General features: G+C 45.5%; 12 protein-coding genes and 1 pseudogene. 2 read left to right on the top strand and 11 right to left on the bottom strand.

All coding sequences use genetic code 11. The features are described from left to right. Window positions 1-16: 16 nt before the first annotated feature. The 9 genes and pseudogenes from ACH10T_RS06555 to ACH10T_RS06515 form a co-directional block, all read right to left on the bottom strand. Window positions 17-973: a sodium-dependent bicarbonate transport family permease gene (locus ACH10T_RS06555; protein WP_394808510.1), complete on the bottom strand. Its 957-nt coding sequence runs from the start codon at window positions 971-973 to the stop codon at window positions 17-19. A gap of 237 nt (window positions 974-1,210) precedes the next feature. Then, the gene (locus ACH10T_RS06550) at window positions 1,211-2,500 is read right to left on the bottom strand and encodes a sensor histidine kinase (protein WP_394808509.1); all 1,290 of its coding nucleotides are present in this window, start codon (window positions 2,498-2,500) and stop codon (window positions 1,211-1,213) included. Next, window positions 2,475-3,170, bottom strand: a complete 696-nt coding sequence (locus ACH10T_RS06545) for a response regulator transcription factor (RefSeq protein ID WP_394808508.1) — start codon at window positions 3,168-3,170, stop codon at window positions 2,475-2,477. Before ACH10T_RS06545 ends, ACH10T_RS06550 begins: the two co-directional genes overlap by 26 nt. Before the next feature lie 44 nt (window positions 3,171-3,214). Further along, a complete protein-coding gene (gene hemE, locus ACH10T_RS06540; RefSeq protein ID WP_394808507.1) occupies window positions 3,215-4,288 on the bottom strand; it encodes a uroporphyrinogen decarboxylase in 1,074 nt (357 codons plus the stop codon). Window positions 4,289-4,463: 175 nt separating this feature from the next. After that, entirely contained in the window at window positions 4,464-5,585 is a 1,122-nt protein-coding gene (locus tag ACH10T_RS06535; RefSeq protein ID WP_394808506.1) for a deoxyguanosinetriphosphate triphosphohydrolase, read from the bottom strand. Beyond that, a complete protein-coding gene (gene aroB / locus ACH10T_RS06530) occupies window positions 5,578-6,678 on the bottom strand; it encodes a 3-dehydroquinate synthase (protein ID WP_394808532.1) in 1,101 nt (366 codons plus the stop codon). Before aroB ends, ACH10T_RS06535 begins: the two co-directional genes overlap by 8 nt. Before the next feature lie 60 nt (window positions 6,679-6,738). Further along, window positions 6,739-7,275, bottom strand: a pseudogene (locus ACH10T_RS06525) (shikimate kinase); the annotation flags it as partial. 62 nt (window positions 7,276-7,337) lie between these two features. Beyond that, on the bottom strand, window positions 7,338-10,493 hold the full coding sequence (locus ACH10T_RS06520; protein ID WP_394808505.1) for an efflux RND transporter permease subunit: 3,156 nt from the start codon (window positions 10,491-10,493) through the stop codon (window positions 7,338-7,340). Window positions 10,494-10,508: 15 nt separating this feature from the next. Then, window positions 10,509-11,675 (bottom strand): efflux RND transporter periplasmic adaptor subunit, encoded by a 1,167-nt coding sequence (locus ACH10T_RS06515; RefSeq protein WP_394808504.1) that lies wholly within the window; start codon window positions 11,673-11,675, stop codon window positions 10,509-10,511. A gap of 414 nt (window positions 11,676-12,089) precedes the next feature. Here ACH10T_RS06515 and ACH10T_RS06510 point away from each other — a divergent pair, with 414 nt between their 5' ends. Together ACH10T_RS06510 and ACH10T_RS06505 are read left to right on the top strand one after the other, a co-directional pair. Further along, a complete protein-coding gene (locus ACH10T_RS06510) occupies window positions 12,090-13,799 on the top strand; it encodes a multicopper oxidase domain-containing protein (protein ID WP_394808503.1) in 1,710 nt (569 codons plus the stop codon). Further along, window positions 13,799-14,761 carry a copper oxidase gene (locus ACH10T_RS06505; protein ID WP_394808502.1) on the top strand — a complete coding sequence of 321 codons (963 nt, stop codon included), beginning with the start codon at window positions 13,799-13,801 and terminating at the stop codon, window positions 14,759-14,761. Before ACH10T_RS06510 ends, ACH10T_RS06505 begins: the two co-directional genes overlap by 1 nt. Window positions 14,762-14,951: 190 nt before the next feature. On the opposite strand, the gene ACH10T_RS06500 is transcribed toward ACH10T_RS06505, so the two are convergent. Then, the gene (locus ACH10T_RS06500; protein WP_394808501.1) at window positions 14,952-15,431 is read right to left on the bottom strand and encodes a hypothetical protein; all 480 of its coding nucleotides are present in this window, start codon (window positions 15,429-15,431) and stop codon (window positions 14,952-14,954) included. A gap of 213 nt (window positions 15,432-15,644) precedes the next feature. Then, entirely contained in the window at window positions 15,645-15,974 is a 330-nt protein-coding gene (locus ACH10T_RS06495; RefSeq protein ID WP_394808500.1) for a hypothetical protein, read from the bottom strand. Window positions 15,975-16,554 lie beyond the last annotated feature (580 nt).

Here is a 16,554-nt window from a genome sequence, read left to right as displayed (position 1 = left end):
TTAAATTCAATTGTTTTTAAACTGCGATACTATGGAACCAATGCGACATTTCCCAGTAAATCGGTACACCAATAAAAATGTTAAACGGGAAAGTCACGCCGAGAGAAGCTCCTAATGAAAGTGCTGGATCCGCATCGGGTACCGCAAGACGCATGGCTGCAGGCGCAGCGATATAAGAACAGCTGGCGTACAAGACAGCCAATAACATCGTGCCGCCTTCCGACAAGCCAAATATCCAGCCCAAGTAAGCGCCGAACGCTCCCATCAACATCGGGAAAAGTATACCAAAACTAATTATGAACACACCTTTTGCGGCAACCACTTTCAGTCGCGCCGCTGCCAGCAAGCCCATTTCCAATAGGAAGAAGGCCAGCACACCCATAAACAAGTCCATGAACATTTTGTCTAATGGTGATACCAGCTTCACCATACCAGCGTAATAACCAATGATTACACCCATTACCAAGAGATACAGGCTGGTACCGGTCAAGATTTCGTGCATCAACTTGCCCCATTGGGTTTTTTCACCGCCCGCACCTGCACGTGCCAAGATCGTACCAGTTACCAACGCTGGTATTTCCATCAGCGCCATAATCAGCACCATATAACCCTCGGAAGGCTCGTCCTTTGCAGCCAGAAAGGCCACGCCCACAGCGAAAGTTACCGCGCTCACCGAGCCATAATGCGCGGAAATAGCGCCCGCATCAGCCTGGGTGAATTTACCTAGGTACCTTAAAATCGGGTAAGCTGTCAGTGGAATGAGTGCTGATAAAACAACCATGGAAAGCGCGACAGGCAGCACCTCCATGATTTCATACTTGGCCATCGACACACCGCCTTTAAAACCAATGGCGATCAACAGAAAAATACTTAAGCTCTTATATAGAGCCTCAGGAATTTTTAGGTCAGATTTGATTACACCTGCCAAAACTCCGAATACAAAAAAAAGTACAACTGGTTGTATAGATGCCATACAAATACTCCCTATTCATTTGATATTTTATAATATTATAATTTTAAAAGAAATTCGTCCCTTACCACAGTCCCTTCTTCAAAGCATCGCAGATTCGGAACAAAATTAACCCGAAAAAATTTTGGTAGATAGCAAGACGCTACTCTAATTTATCTGAAACTCTACGAAACTCTAAGGGTGAAAACGTTAACACAGGAAATGTGAAGAATTCGTGAATACTATTGATCTGATTAACTATCAGCTATTAGCGCGCTCGGGAAAAACAATATGAAAAGTTGTACCCTGTCCAGGCGTGCTGTCTACTTCGATCAACCAACCATAGTGATCGCAGATTCGCTTTACGATAGCCAATCCAATCCCTAATCCTTGCCCCTGTGTTGAACCACGAAAGAAGCGTTCATATAGCAATGGCAAATAAGCCGGCTCTATCCCGATTCCAGAATCCGAAATAGACAATCGTTGATGATCAAATCCAACCCGGATATACCCTACCTGGGTATATTGCACAGCGTTACGAATCAAATTCATCAGTACTGTATGTAATGCCTGACGATTGACCGTAAGCACCACATCGGGAGCAATTAGTACTTCGAGAGCAAGCTTCTTTCTGGAAATCTCAACCATTAATGGATCAGCTGCATCATAAACACATTCCGCAACTGCCACTGTCTCTATGACGCCAAGCGCCTGTTCACGCGCAAGGAATAACAAGGCTTGTATCTGCTCACCCATACGGGTGGCAGCGGCTTCAATCATTTTTATTCGTTGATAGGCTTTGATGGGTATATCGGGTGCCGCAACCAATAATTCACAACTGGTCAAAATGGTTGTAATCGGTGTTCTTAATTCGTGACTGATATTGGCAGTAAACTCTTGCTCACGTTGCAGCATGCGCTTGATACGATCCTGATAATCATCCAATGCGCGCGCAAGTTGCGCTACTTCTTCATCCATTCCAGGCTGCGTTAATAATCCAACTTGGATATCTCCAGGAGCAAGTAAATTGACTCGTTCAGCCAGATCTGTCACTTGTTTAACCAGCATTCTTGCCAGTAGATACCCGACTGCAAACGCAATCGCAACTACCACGACCCAAGACAATAAAATGAGTAACCTCAGCTTACTCAATCGCTGTTGATGAAGCGCAATCCGATACGCTACAAGAAACTTCACTTCATCAACAACGCGTACTAAAACATGGAAATCCTCAATGCCGTAGTAAATACGATGATAATCAGCATTAAGTCCGCGTAAATAAGCAGGAATCTGCAACTCATCGTCTATATCATGAATAACATAGGTTTTTAAATGTGAGCCGACTTGAGAAATAAAATCCGAATGCTTCTGATAGCGATAAACAAGATGATCCATTTCCATTTCAATCACTTGTTCAATATGATCTTCCTCTATGTTGTCTGAAACAAAATAAAGAATAATGCACAGTGTACCAACAGTAAAAATGCTGAATGTCGCCAGCGCTACAGCAACACGATAGCGCAGACTATGTTCTATCGGGAATCTGCGCACGAGCTGTCAAACAATAACCAAGACCATGAACCGTCTCGATTGGGTCGTAACCGCCGGCCTTGGATAAGGCACGCCGTAAAATATGCATATGGCTACGTAAAGTATCACTTGTTTCCTGGACATCTTCCCAGGCTTCCAGCTCAAGCTCTTCCCGGCTGAATACTCTGCCTGGTTCACTCATCATCAGTGCTAATAAGCGTATGCACTTGGGGGGAATCTTTACATTCTGATTGTCGAATAGAATGGAAAATGTTTTCGGGTCAAAAGACAGTTTATCAAACTCCAACTTGCGATTAGCAACTTTTCCGATATGTCTTTTATGCATCGCCAACAAACGCGCTTCGACTTCTTTTAATGCGAATGGCTTGACGAGATAATCATCCGCTCCTTGCTCAAAACCGGCCAGCTTATCATCCAGTGTATCGCGGGCTGTTAACATCAAAATCGGCGTATCAATCTGTAATTCCTGCCGCAGTTTACGGCACAAAGTCATTCCATTCATTCCAGGCAAACCTAAATCAAGCAAAATTGCGTCAAATCGCTGTGTTACGGCAAGATGAAGTCCCGCAATACCATTGACAGCAGCATCTGCCGTATGACCTCGTGATTCCAGAAAATCATACAGATTGGCAGCGATCGCCAAATCGTCCTCAATAATCAATATATGCATAAACTTACTATTACAAAATTACTTGCGATGATCTCCAAATCTGTTTACACGCTCACCGAATGAAATTTACGGCTCAATGTATGAACAGCCTCTACCAATGCCGCTGCGCTTTCAGGGGGAGTAAACTGAGAAATGCCATGCCCCAGATTAAACACATGACCACTTCCATCCCCATAACTGGCCAGTATCTTTTCCACCTCCGCAGTGATTACTTCGGGCGATGCAAAAAGCACTGAAGGATCTAGATTACCCTGCAAAGCAACTTTATCCCCGATACGTCGGCGTGCGTCACCAATATCTATTGTCCAGTCTAACCCGACAGCATCACAGCCAATATCCGCAATGGCTTCCAGCCATAAACCACCACCTTTGGTAAAAACAATACTTGGAATACGCACACCATCCTGCTCACGCTTTAATCCGGAAACAATCTGCTGGATATAACGCAATGAAAATTCCTTATAAGCCGCATGTGAAAGTGCCCCGCCCCAGGTATCGAAAATCATTACAGTCTGCGCACCGGATTCAATCTGCGCATTCAGGTAAGCCGTCACAGCCTTGGCATTCACATCCAGTATGTGATGCAGCAATTCGGGGCGCTGATACAGCATGGTTTTGATTTCACGAAACTCAGTACCGCCTCGACCCTCAACCATATAACAAGCCAGTGTAAAGGGGCTGCCAGAAAAACCGATTAACGGCACCTGGTTATCCAGCGCTTTACGGATTTCTGCAACTGCATCCATCACATAACGCAATTCTTGGCCGGGATCAGGCACTTTTAATGCACGAATTTCTTTTTCTTCGCGTAAAGGACGTTCAAACATGGGTCCTTCACCTTGTGAAAAATACAATCCCAATCCCATTGCATCAGGAATTGTCAGGATATCCGAAAACAATATTGCGGCATCCAGCGGGAAACGCGCCAGCGGTTGCAGTGTCACCTCCGTAGCGAACCCCGGGTTTTTGCATAAAGAAAGAAAATCCCCGGCGCGCGCACGCGTCTCATTATATTCTGCCAGATACCTACCCGCCTGACGCATTAGCCAAACAGGCGTATATTCAACAGGTTGTTTTAAAAGTGCACGCAGAAATGTATCATTCTTAAGTATTGTCATTAAAAAACCTATATCTTATTGTTCTATTGAAAGGCTACTTGCAAGCAAATACATTAACCTTTTCCCAACCGGCAATATTACCAGTGAATAGCTATCACGTATATTGTCTATCCGGCAAGAAAACCAATCTGTCTTGATAAAAGATGTGTTCTTTCAATTGAAACTTTGTTCATAATTAATTTTCTGTAATAGAAAATAAGCGCTGATACTCTTTAATCGCATACCGGTCCGTCATTCCAGCAATATAGTCAGCGATTGCCTGGTGTCCTTCCTGCTCAAATTTTTTCTGGTATTTGACAGGCAGCAACAATATCTCCGAGCTAAAAGCTGCAAATAACTTCTCAATAGTATGACGCGCCCTGCTATTCATGCGTACCACACGAAAATGCCGGTAAAGGTTATCGAACAGAAATTTCTTCAATTCTTGCTGCTCCTTTTTGATCTGCTGGCTAAAGCCGATTAGCGGCGGCGCTGTATGCACTGCAGCCAGCGTATCAATACCGGCATCTTTGATGTTGCGGGTACTTTGCTGAATAAGATCAGTTACCAGCGTATTGATCATACTGCGCACCGTTTCATAAACCATGCGACGTTCCGGCAGTATCGGATATTTATCTTTCACTTGTGTCAGATGACGCGAAAAAATAGATACTTCTTCCAATTGGCTCAACGTGATTAACCCTGAACGCAATCCATCATCCACATCGTGATTATTATAGGCAATTTCGTCAGAAAAATTGGCTAATTGCGCTTCCAGAGAAGGATTTTTATGCTGCAAAAAACGCTCTCCTAATAAACCAAGTTTGGGAATGTTTTTTCTCGCCACATGCTTGAGTATTCCTTCCCGAGTTTCATAGCAAAGATTCAGGCCATCAAAAGCGGCATAACGTTCTTCAAGAACATCAACAACCCGCAAGGATTGAAGATTATGTTCAAAACCGCCATATTCCCGCATGCAATCATTCAATACATCCTGCCCCGCATGCCCAAATGGGGTGTGCCCCAGATCATGCGCCAGTGAAATCGCCTCAACCAAATCTTCATTCAACCCCAAGTTTCTTGCAATCGAACGCCCTATCTGCGCAACTTCCAGGCTATGCGTCAGGCGTGTACGAAACAAATCCCCTTCATGATTGACAAAAACTTGGGTTTTATACTCCAGGCGGCGAAAGGCTGTGGAGTGTATGATTCGATCCCGGTCACGCTGAAATTCACTCCGCCCGGCAGGCAGCTCTTCATGAATCATGCGTCCTCGCGAATTATCAGAAGACACCGCATAAGCAGTCAGCTTATTCATCACTCATACAAGCTAAAATCGTTTCGTTCAGTATGACAGGGGAAATATCCGCCCGCATTACTGCTTCACCGATGCGATTGAGAACAATAAAACGGGCCTTGCCCGCATCCACTTTTTTGTCCAGCATCATCAATTGTAAATATTTCTCCGGTGGCATTCTGGGTGCTGCAACCGGCAATCCAGCCTGTAAAAAAATCTTGCGGATACGGCTCACATCCGCTTCGCTGATGAGCTTCATGCGCCGGGATAGATCAGCTGCCAACACAATTCCAGCCGCCACCGCTTCACCATGTAACCAGACACCATACCCCATCCCATTTTCTATGGCATGCCCGAATGTATGACCCAGATTCAGCAAAGCCCGCACCCCTTCTTCCTTTTCATCCGCAGCGACTATTTCAGCTTTGTTTTCACAGCTGCGTTGGATCGCTTCATTCAACGTCACCGGATCCCGTGCTAACAGGCGATGCATATTTCGTTCCAGCCAATCAAAGAAGGCTGGATCACGAATCAAGCCATATTTGATAATTTCAGCAAGACCCGCGCGCAGCTCTCTATCCGGTAACGTATTCAATGTTGCGCTATCCGCCAATACCATACGCGGCTGATAAAAGGCGCCGATCATGTTTTTACCTAAGGGATGATTAATACCGGTTTTACCCCCTACCGAAGAATCAACCTGCGCCAGCAGTGTCGTAGGAATCTGAATAAATGGCACACCCCGTAAATAAGTCGCCGCAGCAAATCCGGTCAAATCACCGATCACCCCCCCCCCCAGCGCCAATATGGCAGTATTTCGTTCGCAGTGATTTTTGAGGAGTGCATCAAAAATTAAATTTAAGGTTTCCCAATTTTTATGGGCTTCGCCATCCGGCAGGATAATCGAAACAGAAATAACTCCCTGTTTCTCCAATGCAGTGCGCAAATTATCCAGATATAGCGGCGCAATCGTTGTGTTGCTGACGATAGCGACTCTTTTTTGCGGCAGGCATGACACAATCAAGTCAACCTGTTGCAGGATTCCGTGACCGATATGGATGGGGTAGCTGCGCTTTTCTGACGAAGGCGTAAAATCTACCGTGATAGTTTGCATGGCATTTTTGCTATTATTTTGCATTATATTGTTGAAATCAATGGATATTAACTTATTAATGAGTTTTTGTACTAAAAAACGGACACCTTGTTTCCCGCTATCGATGATGACATGCGCTGTTTCACGATACAGTACATCCCGCTGCACATAGAGTTCATTCAATCTTGCAAACAAATTTTGGGTCTGAAGTAATGGCCGGTTTTTATCATACCGGGTGCGCCGATACAGATCATTAACCGACGCCCGGAGATAAATAACGATCCCACCGCGCCGCAATATCTGACGATTCTCCCTGCTCAGAACTGCACCACCACCGGTAGCCAATACGATATTATTCTTCTTAACCAACTCAGCCAGCACTTCAGATTCACGTTTACGAAAGCCGGATTCACCTTCAATCTCAAATATCACCGGAATTTTTACGCCAGTACGGTCCTGTATCTCATGGTCTGAGTCGATAAATTCCTTACCCAGAGAGTTAGCCAGCGCTTTACCGATGGTCGTTTTGCCGGCACCCATCATACCCACCAGGATTATATTGATATCCCCCAGTTTTTTCTGAGCGGGTTGGAGTATTTTTGTTTTGCTTAAATTCATACCTTTGATTGTAGCAGCAGTAAGTACACAGATACACTCACCGGTTAGTCACGCCTCGTCAGTTAATTCCGAGTCTTTTTGGCAGGCTTGAAGGATAAAGCGGGTTGTTTCAGTATGTTTTGATTGCTTCCAGGATGTTTGGGGCCATGTTTGCTCACAAACCAGGAAAAAAATAACGGCACAAATATCGTCGCAATCAAAGTTGCCATGATCATCCCGCCAAAGACACCTGTTCCCATCGATTGTCGAGCCGCTGAGCCAGCGCCAGTCGCAAGTACCAAAGGAACAACCCCTAATATAAAAGCCATGGAAGTCATTACAATAGGCCTGAAACGTAGCTGAGCGGATTGAATGGCTGCTTGTTTAATCGCAACACCTTCTTTCATCCTCTGGTTGGCAAATTCGACTAATAAAATTGCATTCTTTGCTGTCAGTCCGATTAATGTCACCATTCCAATTTGAAAATAGATGTCATTCGGCATATCGCGCAGCAAAATCGCTATCAACGCACCCACCATCGCAAATGGAATCGCCATAATGACAGCCAATGGCAGTGCCCAGGTTTCAAATTGCGCTGCCAGAATCAAGAAAACCATCACGACGGCTAGGCTAAACGCAAAAATCGCCGCCGAACCCATCTTTTTTTCCTGGAATGCAGCGCCGGTCCAAGCGATCTGATAACCCTCCGGCAATGTTCTGGCCGCAATACCTTCAACCAGCGCAATCGCATCGCCAGAACTGACTCCACTCGCACCACTGCCCATTATTTTTGCCGACAGTAGACCGTTGAATCGCTCCAATTGCTCTGCACCCACGATATGCTTTACTGTGCTCAGTGCAGATAAAGGAATCATCGAGCCGGAGTCTGAACGCACATAAACTTTTCCGAGATCTTCCGCTTTCATGCGATAAGCCGCTTCAGCTTGCAACTGCACGCGATAGGTCCGTCCGGAACGATTAAAATCATTCACATAAAATGATCCCATGGTGCTTTGAAGCGCGGCGTAGATATCTAAAATGGAAACGCCCTGCGCGATGGCTTTGGCTTCATCCACTTCAACGAAATATTGCGGCACCGATGTTCGCAAGAAAGTATTCACAGTCGCCAGCTTGGGTTCCTGTTTCAGGGTTTGTACCAGCTCATTCACCACACTGGCCAATTGCGCTGTCTCTGAATTTGTCCGGCTTTGAACAAATAATTCAAAGCCGCCCGTACTACCCAAACCACGTATCGCCGGCGGATTAAAGGCTATCGCCAAACCATCCGGTTGTTGCGCGCCGATCAGAAACAATTTTTTCACAATATCCGTAGCGGTTGTGGAGCGTTCTGACCAATCCTTTAAACGGATGAACATGGTCGAAACATTGGTTTTATTGCCGCCGCCAATAAAATCCAATCCATTGACCGCGAACTGAAAAGCCACGGCAGATTCCTTTGCCATCTCGGTATTGATGGCATCCGCCGTGCTGACTGTTCTCGCCAGTGTTGCACCATCTGGCAAGATCACCGCCGCAATCACATAACCTTGGTCTTCCGGCGGAACAAAGCTTTCCGGAATATTTTTTATCAAATAAACCAGACCAGCAACCACCACCAGAAATATCAGCGCGCTTCTAGCCACATGCCGCAAACTCAAACCAACCATACCCACATAGAATTTGCGTGCATGCTCAAAGTGAGCATTAAACCAGGTAAAGAAAACAAATTGGCGGTGTGTGGGCCGAAGTAAGACCGCACACAACGTGGGCGTCAGCGTTAAAGCGACAATACCGGAAATAACACCGGCGACAGCCACTGTCACGGCAAACTGCTGGTACAGCTCTCCTGCGATACCGCCGAGAAAAGCAACCGGTATAAAAACCGCCACCAAAACCATTGTCATCGCCACCACGGCGCTGGATACCTGTTGCATTGCTTTGATGGCGGCATCCATCGGCGATAGTTTCTCCTGCGATATCAGGCGTTCAATATTTTCCAGCACGACAATCGCATCATCGACCACTATGCCGATCGAAAGCACCATCGCAAACAACGTCAACGTATTGATTGAGTAGCCTAATAGCCATAATCCTGCAAAGGTGCCGATCAAGGAAATCGGAATAGCAATGATCGGAATCAACGTGGCACGCCAGCTTTGGAGAAACAAGTAAACCACCAGAACCACCAGCAGCATCGCTTCCCCCAGAGTTTTTATCACTTCCCAAATCGATTCTTTGACAAACACGCTGGTATCATAAGAAATAACGTATTCCATGCCTTCTGGAAAATATTGCTTCAGCTCATGCATCCTAGCTTTAGCGGCTGCCGCAGTATCCAGCGCATTGGCACCCGAACGCAGAAAAATACCAATCCCTAGTCCAGGCTCGCCGTTGAGTAAGGTACGCGTTGCATAATCTTGTGCACCCAGCTCAATTCGCGCCACATCTTTCAGATAGAGCACACCGCGCGGCCCATCCGAGCGCAGAATAATATCCTCAAATTGTTCCGGCTCTAATAACCGCCCTTTCGCGGTCACGGTATAAACCAATTGTTGATCCGCCAAGGCCGGCTCCTGGCCTATTTTCCCGATAGCTTGCTGCGCATTCTGTGCCCGGATGGCACTTGCAATGTCAGTCGTTGTAATACCCAACTGTGCCATCCGGTCAGGTCGCAACCAAATCCGCATGGAATAATCCTGCGCGCCAAAAATCCGGGCTTCGCCAACACCGCTGACACGCCTCATATCATCCAAGATATTGATCGTAATGAAATTACTCAAAAATAGTGGTGTATGCTTCGGATCTTTGGAAGTTATCGCAAAAACCAGTAGCAAATCGTTGGAGCGTTTCTGAATCGTAATGCCGGTGCGCCTCACTTCATCCGGCAAACGTGCCAGGGCGGTATTGACTTCATTGCTGACATTGAAAGTAGCCCGATCAATATCGGTACCAATTTCAAAAGTAATGGTAATCGTCAGGCGGCCGCTTGAGTCAGCGCTAGAATTAAAGTACAACAAGCCTTCAATCGCGCTGAGTTTCTCCTCGATCGGCGCAGCCACAGTTTTTATCATTGTTTCGGCACTTGCACCCGGAAATGTTGCGGTCACAATAACCGTTGGCGGCGTGATCCTTGGATACTGTTCGATCGGTAATTGCGTAGCCGCAGCCAATCCTGCTAGAACTATAATAATCGACAGAACCGAAGCAAAAATCGGTCGGGTAATAAAGAATTTGGCCATGTATGCAGCTGCTATTTAATTTGTAGATGCCGCATTGGATTGTGCAGAAAATAAAGTATCCCGCAATTGTGGATCAACAACTTTGCCGGGCGTTAGTTTGATTATATTGTCGATAACCACTCTATCCCCTGCATTCAATCCACCCAGAATGATCCAATCCTTACCGATCCAATCACCTGCAATGACAGGACGCTGCATCACTGCACTGTTCTCATTGATGACATAAACATATCGCCCCAAATCCGAAGTCAAAACCGCAACCTGGGGCACCCTATAAACAGTTCTGGATTCTCCTGCGGTAACCCGCACACGCACGAATTGACCGGGAAAAATACGCTGATCGCTATTTTCAAAGGTTGCGCGCAATTGTTGTGTGCCGAGTAACGGATCAATTTTACTGGCAGCAAAATTGAGTTTACCTTCCTGCTGATACTCGGACCCATCTGGCAAAATCATGCTGACACTACGAACATTTTTTTCATTTAAATGTCCGCCGAATTGCCCCACTTCATTATCCGAAAAACTAAACCGTACCCATATCGGAGAGAGTTGGGTCAATGTTGTCAATAAACTGTTATTGGCGGATACCAGCGCACCTTCGGAAAAAAGAGAGCGTCCCGTCATCCCATTCGCTGGCGCTTTGACCGTGGTATAGGAAAGATTGAGTTCCGCTTGCTGAACTCGCACTTTTGCAGCTTGCAAAGCAGCTTCTGCAATAGCCCAATCTGCTTTTGCTACATCATAGGCGCGCTGACTGACAAAATTCTCGACCAGCAATTGCCTCTGGCGATTTTCTTCACTTTGAGCACGCATAACACGAACATTCTGTTCAAGAAACGCTGCTTTGGCTTCTGCCAATGCATTCTGAAAAGGTTCTGGGTCAATTAAAAACAAGGATTGTCCGGCTTTAACCGCCATACCCTCAGCATATAGCCGCTTGAGCAGCACTCCTCCCACTCGCGGGCGGATTTCAATTTCTTTGGCGCCTTCGGTTTGCGCAATTGTTTCCAAGCTTACGGGCATGCTAACCGGTTCTACAGCCATCACTGTGACTGTGATCACTTGATCCAAACGCGGTGCTTTTTGAGCTGATTCGTTATTTCCACATCCAATTAATAATAAACCCATTAGCCCGTAACTGATAAAAATAGCGCTTCCTTTCTTTGTCCGCTGGCACGGCACATGATTCCTCTTAAATTTAGAAACTAACACTTCCACGGTTTGCCGATATACAAAGCGGCTCAAAACTGTAAAAAGAAATTTGTTCGTCACTCGGATAATTACTGCGTAAGTTAAAAAGTTAAAAAGTTAAAATCTAATCAACGATGGAAAAACCACAAAAGCGTAATAGGGTTCTGTATAATAGATAAGATGATAGCTTGACGGATAATGTAGAAGTATTACATAGATGAAGATAAGATATTTCTCATAATTTTACCTACCTACAGATACACAATTAAATGTATTTTGTTCCTACCGATCTGTCATACCAGATAGATACTGGCTATTTAAACTGATACCGGTCATAAATAAACTGCATGATCCGTTCAGCCCTATTTGTTTTTAATATTAGATAAATTTTTAAGGTACGTTGATATGCCTATCCATATTTTTATTGCCCTATTAACTTTCTTCATGCTGACGTCAGCAACGATTGCTCAGGCATCTCTGAAGTTGCCTGAAACAGTAAAAGTTGATCCGGCAGCGCTAACCGCGGAGCCAATGTGTGACCCGAAGATTTCACCTGCATGGCGGGAAGCCCAGGAAATTGACGGCGTCAAAATTGATGCATCGCCGGGTTGCAGCCCGGATAATCCCGCCTGGATTGCCGCTGCAGTTAAAGGAACCAACAACATATCGATGGATACCCTGATGAAAACGGGTCTTTCACCCGATGCCATCATTAAAACCGATGATCTGGATGGTGACGGTGATCCCGACCGGATTACCATCAAACTGGAAATCATGGAATTAAACGGCAAATCACCCGATTTTCCCGGATTGGTTCCAACGTTTGATATTGCTCCTGGCGTACAACCCGGTGCATGGGTTTTCGCGCCAAAGACCAGTGGCATGTCAACGGAAAATTTTGAAAGCGTACGCGCCAATCCGCTGCTGAGATTACCATCACCAGTCATCCGTGTTGAAGTAGGTGATATCGTCCAAATCGTATTGGAGAACACACATTATTTCCCGCACAGTATCCACCTGCACGGCGTTGATCACCCATTTTCACACGGTGAGCATGGCGGTCAAGATGGCGTGCCACAGACTAGCGAAGTAGAACTGATGCCGGGCGAACGCCGCATTTATCAGTTCCAGGCACGTCAACCGGGCACCATGTTTTACCATTGCCATGTGCAAACGCACACCCATTTGGCAATGGGTTTGGCTGGAATGATTGTCGTTGAAGAAAACAAACCGAATAACTGGCTGCAAACTTTAAATATTGGCGCCGGGCATGTTCGTCATTCCTCCGTTGCCGTGCGCGAGCAATTCGATCAGGAATATGATCTGCACTATCACGCGATGGATAAGGAATTGAGCAGCATTATTCAGAAACACAACGATCCTCGACTCATTGCACGCGATATGAATCAACGTTATGACATTACCGATTCAACTGAGGATTACTTCACCCTGAACGGCTTGTCTTTCCCTTACACGCTAAGGGAATCTCTGATCATTGTAGAACCGGATCAAAAAATCAAACTGCGTTTGCTGAACAGTGGCGGCGAACTGATCGCCGTCCATACACACGGCCACCACGCCACGATCACGCATTACGACGGTGTAGAGCATAATCCGGTTGCACAGATCATGCGTGACGTTTTTGACATGGCTCCGGCGCAGCGTATTGATCTAAAATTAGAAACCATCAATGATGGCAAACATAGCTATGGTGAAGGTGACTGGCTGATTCATGATCACCGGGAAAAGGGAATCACCACGAACGGCATGGCGGAAGGCGGCAGCATGAGCTCCATTGTTTACACCTCTTATTTAGGTGAACATGGCATGCCCAAGGTCAGTCATTTTGGTATTGAGCTCAATAAGTATTTCACCAAAGAATATTACGAGCGCAGACTTCCCGTGTGGCAAGACCTTGATGCATGGGCAAGTCTGGGATCACCTGCCGGAGATATCGGTGTTGATGCTGCGACTCAAACTTCGTTGCTTAACGCGCTCTATGGTTTGTTGGCAGGACTTTTGATCTATCTGATTTTCGCCAAACGGGAACAAATCAAACAATGCGCTGTTGCAGCGGTCTCACGTCTAAAAAGCCCAAAAGGGAGTAACCAATAATGGCTAAGACTACAACAATTACTTTCTTACTTGCCGGTATTCTAACGCTCAGTGCGCATGCCATGGCACAGCAACCGGCTAAACCCAGCGAACACAACCACCAGGATCATAGTGGTCATGACATGAGTCAGAAAAATACTACCCCAACAGATCACAGCCATGATCATGACGCCATGGATCACAGCAGTCATGACATGCCTCCTGATCACACGATCGACCACGGTGATCACAGCGGTCACAGCGATCACGCCACAAGCACTCAATCCACAGAACATGGCGATGCGCACCACCATCATCACATGGATCATGATCACATTATGGATCACGAAGGCACGATGATCATGGGACAAAACCTGGATAAATTGCCCAGCAGCTGTAAAAGCATTTCAGAAGAAGTTGAGATTACCGTGCGTGCCGGCAGGAAGTATGCCGCAAAATTCCCCGGAACGGCTTTTGCGTTTGATCAGCAGCAATGGCATGTAAAACCCTGCTCAAAAGTAACCTGGCACTTCATCAACGAAGACAATATCCGCCATCAATTCATGATGCACGGTTTGCCAAAATACCTCTATAAATATGGCATGTTCCACCTTGAAGTGACCGGACCCAAAACAGTCTCCGGCACGATTATCGTTCCAGGGTCTGATGACACCTTCCTGGTGCACTGCGACATTTCCCATCACATGGAAAAAGGTATGAAAGCACAATTAGTGGTTGGTAAAGGCGGCGCAAATATCCCCAGTATCCCCGGGGTAACGCCATACAATATCAACGACACCTACGATGCGGAGAATCTACCCAAAATTTCCGACAAAGCGGAACAAAGCGCCATGGTCAGACAAATCACTGCATTCACGAATAATAACTTCCAGAATTATGGCATGATGCTGATTGGGCTTCTTATCGGGTTGTTGTGTATTCCGCTGTTTAAGAAAATCCTGCTTCGCAAAAAGGATAGCTAGGCAGTATTTATTATTAAGTTTTGAACTTTGAGTCAATCAGACGTATTCTATTGCTCTATTGCTCTATTCGTCTGATTGGCTTATACCGATTTATCCATTATCCGATAGCGCGATCCATCTCAAATTTCCAGCTTTCAACTCAATAAAATAGTCGAATTGTGAAATGGGCAATACGACCTGGCGATGCGTATTAATCTGTTTTCTTTGACCAGGGAAACCGGAAACCGCTTTTGTCACTCTTCTGAGCATTCTGGCTATCAACCGTAGCAGTACTTGAACTTGAACTAGCCTGCAACGCAGAATCTGCTGCACTTTGCGGGCTCTGTGCAACCGTAGCAGAAGGCTTTGTGCTAAGTAATTGATTGAGCTGTTGAGATAAATGATGGGCGGTATCAATACTGATTGCCATCCTGCTGGACATTTTTCCATTGATAGAATCAGGCAGCATCTCGCCCGATCTTGTCACTCGATTTAAAGTATTTAGGTTCTGCGAATCGAGAAAACCGAAATCGACTATCACAACGCCTTGTCCGGCATTCACGGAGGCGAAATTAGAATAAATAGGTTGTCCCGTCTGTTCACCCGGCGACATCCTGATACTGATCGGCTTCGTGGCCGGCTGCGTCATTTCATCTTTGTCTTGAGTCAAAATATTTTTGTCATCAACCATGGGTTTCTCCAGTTAAACAATATCGTGATAAGAATCAGTTATATGAGACTGACCCTTAACAGGCCATTGAAAAACGTTCTCGAGGCAGCTGATGCAAGGCAAAAATAGGCGAAAAAGCGCGGTTTATGCTTAATAAATGAGCATTTTTAGCCTGTTTTTAACACCGCAGCGGCAACGCAGATAGTTTTTCAATGGCCTGTTAAAGATTGCCAACTATTTTTTTTGAAGTAGTTGATTCAGCTGTTGCGCCAAATTGTGCGCGGCTTCAATACTCAGAGCGATCCGGCACGACATTTTTGCGCCGATGGTATCCGGTATTTTTTCACCCGAGCGCGCTAATCGATTCAACGTATGTATCGTCTGAGGGTCGAGAAAACCAAATTCTACAATAACAATTCCCTGTCCGCCTTGCACGGAAACAACATTAGAATACAGCGCCTGACCGGTATGCTCACCCTGTTGCATTTTGACGTTGACTTGCAATGCCTGGTTTCCTGTTGCTTCCGCTTTATTCTCCATCGACACATCATTCTGGCTGGTCATTAATATTCTCCTGATTGTGATGCAATTTTAAATCACCAATATTTCACGCATTCACTTAAAACGCTATTCTATTCCAAGATAATAGCCGGATTTCATCAATATGGATCGATAAAATTCTTGGAAAAATATGAGTTCCTCCCAGTAGATACAACCAAGTTCCATTACGCTCAAGAAAGCCTGCGACAACTGTAACTCGGATAATGCTCTAGCAGTCATGTGATTCTCCCTTCTACAGAGCATATTATTGATTTCATCATCTTCCGAGGAAATTCAAAAACCATAAACCAGAGATCATAAGTTTAGTTAACCCAAAACTTTATTTAATCACTTTAGCTATCTGTATTTCTTTAAAAAAAGATTGTTTGCTACTATCCGTACCAAATGAACAATAAGGTTCATCCTTTCCTTGGGAGAATAATAAATGGCAATAATCAATGGAACAAGCGGCAACGATGATTTGTATGGTGGTCTAGGCAGTGACACTTATGAATTCTCGGGTGTTTTTTCAACTTCTAATAGTTGGGATCGCATTTGGGAATTAGCTGATGGCGGAACCGATGACACGATCCATATTATCACT

The sequence above is a fragment of the Nitrosomonas sp. genome (assembly GCF_043753625.1).
Lineage (GTDB): Bacteria > Pseudomonadota > Gammaproteobacteria > Burkholderiales > Nitrosomonadaceae > Nitrosomonas.
The sequence above is the reverse complement of the archived record's forward strand: the minus strand, read 5'-3'. Positions and strand labels throughout refer to the sequence as shown.